At 42.2% G+C, this 3,069-nt stretch carries 5 protein-coding genes; 1 reads left to right on the top strand and 4 read right to left on the bottom strand.

From position 1 onward, the window contains the following. Nucleotides 1-673: hypothetical protein (locus WBA23_RS15995; protein ID WP_424583290.1), on the bottom strand; the 673-nt coding region annotated here is incomplete at its 3' end. Next, nucleotides 670-1,032, bottom strand: coding sequence for a BlaI/MecI/CopY family transcriptional regulator (locus WBA23_RS15990; RefSeq protein ID WP_424583289.1), 363 nt, complete (start codon nt 1,030-1,032; stop codon nt 670-672). The genes WBA23_RS15990 and WBA23_RS15995, both read right to left, overlap by 4 nt. Before the next feature lie 264 nt (nt 1,033-1,296). Here WBA23_RS15990 and WBA23_RS15985 point away from each other — a divergent pair, with 264 nt between their 5' ends. Then, nucleotides 1,297-2,073, top strand: a complete 777-nt coding sequence (locus WBA23_RS15985) for a 3-keto-disaccharide hydrolase (RefSeq protein WP_424583288.1) — start codon at nt 1,297-1,299, stop codon at nt 2,071-2,073. A 15-nt stretch (nt 2,074-2,088) separates the two neighbouring features. Here the strand turns inward: WBA23_RS15985 and WBA23_RS15980 are convergent, their stop codons facing one another. Both WBA23_RS15980 and WBA23_RS15975 read right to left on the bottom strand, forming a co-directional pair. Continuing rightward, nucleotides 2,089-2,301 (bottom strand): heavy-metal-associated domain-containing protein, encoded by a 213-nt coding sequence (locus WBA23_RS15980; RefSeq protein WP_424583287.1) that lies wholly within the window; start codon nt 2,299-2,301, stop codon nt 2,089-2,091. Between the two features lie 6 nt (nt 2,302-2,307). After that, a partial coding sequence (locus WBA23_RS15975; RefSeq protein WP_424583286.1) for an HAD-IC family P-type ATPase occupies nt 2,308-3,069 on the bottom strand: 762 nt, incomplete at its 5' end.

Genomic DNA, 3,069 nt, shown 5'->3' with positions numbered 1-3,069 from the left:
GTATAGACGAATATTGGTCTAGGCTGTACGATTTAAGGGCGTAAGCATCGGCCTGATATTCGTGTATTTTCTTAATTTCTTGGATAGTAAGCCAGCTGGTGGGAAGCCACCAAAAACAGACTTTAAATAGCTCGAGAAACAGTATATCGTAGGTGTGTCCTAAAGTAGAGTGGGCTTGTTCGTGCTTTAGAATTACTGCGTAGTCGGGCTGATCTGGACTAATTTTACCATTCAAAAATATCCAACCGAAAAAAGTGAAGCTTCCTTCAACGTTTCTAGTCTTGCGAATATAGAGATTGTTAAACCTTTCGTAGCTGCTATTGCGCTCTAGATAAAGTATGTGAAATATGCTTCCTACGAGTTTTAGCAGGAAGAATATAGTGATAGCTAAGTACCCCCAGATTAGTAAATCTGAGTTCCAAATTGTTTCATCTGCCGCGGGCGCAATGGTTACACCTTCTAATTGTATAGCTGCTGTGGGCGCCACGTAAATCGGTTTCGAGCTGCCAAACAACTTAGGTAGTTTGAGCAACGGGATGACGAGAGCTAGCAGTGTAGTAGCTAAGAGGTAAAATCGAAGGGTACTATACTGCCGCTCCTTCCGCAGAAAAAACCAATAGCCTAACATCAGTGCGATATGTACCGCGGTAAGCTCCAGTAGGTAATTGCTCATGAGTCTTTGGATTTAAGTTCTTTAATGAGTTCTTCCAACTCGCTTAAACTGAGGTTGTCCTCTTTAGTAAAGAAGGAGACCATCTGTTGGTATGATCCACTGAAGTACTTCTTGACAAATCCTTTCATAAAGGATTTAGTGTAATCTTCTTTTGTAACCAGCGGATGATATTTATGCGATTGACCGTGAGCCTTATGTCCAACAAAGCCTTTTTTCTGCAAAATCCGGACGATGGTAGAAACGGTATTGTACGCTGGCTTTGGTTCGGGAAATTCAGTAATAATATCTTTCACAAAAGCTGAATTCAGCCGCCAAAGTACTTGCATAATTTCTTCTTCGGCTTTCGTTAATTCCTTCATCAATTGAACAGTTTACTCTTTTACAAACTAAATAATTAGTTAAAACTAATAAATTAGTTTGTTCAAAGCAAATTCAAACTAAAAATTTAGTTTAATTTTATTATGCCAATCATTTCGTTTATCAAATAGCTTATCGTTCAGTATCATTTAAATGAACCGATCGTATTTTATAATCAGCCCAAGAGCGAGACGAATTGTAGCATATTCACTATAAGCATTGTTTTTTTTGTATTTTTAAAGTTGTTCAACCTAACCCTTTAATCAATGACAATTCAGTACGGCAAAACAACACTGCTTTTACCTATATTTTTTCTACTAGTTTATCCGGTTTTCGCTCAACTTGGTGTTGGAGCCACGCCCCCATCCGATGCTGAAGTGCTATACGATGGAAGCAAAGAGATGCTTCACGAAAAATGGACCTACTGGGAGGGGCCTCGCTTATCGGCTGAATTACCCCTAAAATGGGAAATTATAGAAGACCCAATTGATGCAGGCTATGCCACAAATAGTAATGACCCTGCGGCGGCTGGTGGCATATACGGTGCGGCGGATATAGTTACTAAAGAGAAGTTTCGGGATTTTCGGCTTCACGTAGAGTTTTATATTGCCGATGAAGGTGGTAATAGTGGGGTCTACTTGCAGAACCGTTACGAAATTCAGGTATTGGATGGCGACTCTACTTCGCACGGTATGGCTGCGGTAATTAACGAAACACCTTCTCCCTACCACGCTTACCGGGGAGTTGGCAAGTGGAATGCTTACGATATTGTTTTTAGAGCTGCCCGCTTTGAAGGCGGTGAACGAACCGAGAAGGCAATGGTCACGCTCTATTTCAACGGCGAGAAAGTACACGAGAATCAGCCCATTACCCAAGTTTGGGGTGGACCTAATTCTGGTATTGACGGAGGAAATGATAATGGAAAAGGTATTACCGATACTCCCGGAGGAATCAAACTACAAGCAGAAGGGCATAACGTACTCTACCGCAACATTTGGATTAAGAAATTAGAATTAGAATCGGCAGATACCAATCTATTGTAATTTCACGCGAGTAATTCAGCTTAGTACTTGAGCAGAAAATCCAGCTTCACCAACTGCTTCCACAACATCGTGAGCGGAGCCTCTTTGTAGCTCGACCTTTAAAACCTTAACAGAATGTTCAGTGTCAACTTCCCAGCTTTCAATATTCTCAACTCGACTTAGGTGAGGAGTAACTGCCCGGATACAGCTACCGCAATTGATGTTCGTTTTAAAAGTATAGGTTTTCATATTTTTCTAGATTTTAGTGGTTCGCAGTCGTAGGCTATTCATCACTACAGAAACTGAGCTTAGAGCCATTGCACCGCCGGCAATCATTGGGTCAAGTAGAAAGCCGTTAAATGGATAAAGCACTCCGGCGGCAATTGGTATTCCGATTACGTTATAGATAAACGCCCAAAATAGATTCTGTCGGATTCCTCGTACTGTTTTCCGAGATAGGTTCAGTGCTTTGGGAATAGCCTGTAGGTTGGATGTGGTAATGGTCATTTTTGCTACATCCATCGCAATATCCGAACCTTGCCCCATTGCAATACTTACGTCGGCTTGCGCCAACGCTTGAGAATCATTGATACCATCGCCCACCATGGCGACGGTCTTACCTTGTTGTTGCAGACTCTTCACAAAATCAGCTTTATCTTCGGGCATCACTTCTGCTTGATAGTGAGCTATGCCCACCGCATTGGCCACGGCCTGGGCGGTTCCCTGGCTGTCGCCCGTAAGCATGTGCACCGAAATGCCTTGGCGCTGCAAATTACTGATAGCACTTATCGATGTTTCTTTCACCGTATCGGCAATCGCAATAACGGCTAAAATCTGCTCACTACTAGCAAAAAACACCACAGTCTTGGCCTCATTATCAAACGCTTTTATTTGAAGGTTCAATTCATCACTAAATGGAATAGATTGCTCTTGCATTAATTTACTGCTACCCACGTAGTAGGTTTGTCCATCTGAGGAAGTTGCTTGGACTCCCCTACCCGTTAAACTAGTAAAACC

The organism is Tunicatimonas sp., from assembly GCF_049647865.1.
GTDB lineage: Bacteria > Bacteroidota > Bacteroidia > Cytophagales > Cyclobacteriaceae > Tunicatimonas.
Note: the sequence above shows the minus strand (reverse complement) of the source record. Positions and strands in the feature narration are given on the sequence as shown.

Coding starts and splice junctions, on each gene's coding strand:
- WBA23_RS15985 (WP_424583288.1), top strand. CDS start 1,297: ATGACAATTCAGTACGGCAAAACAACACTGCTTTTACCTATATTTTTT.
- WBA23_RS15980 (WP_424583287.1), bottom strand. CDS start 2,301: ATGAAAACCTATACTTTTAAAACGAACATCAATTGCGGTAGCTGTATC.
- WBA23_RS15990 (WP_424583289.1), bottom strand. CDS start 1,032: ATGAAGGAATTAACGAAAGCCGAAGAAGAAATTATGCAAGTACTTTGG.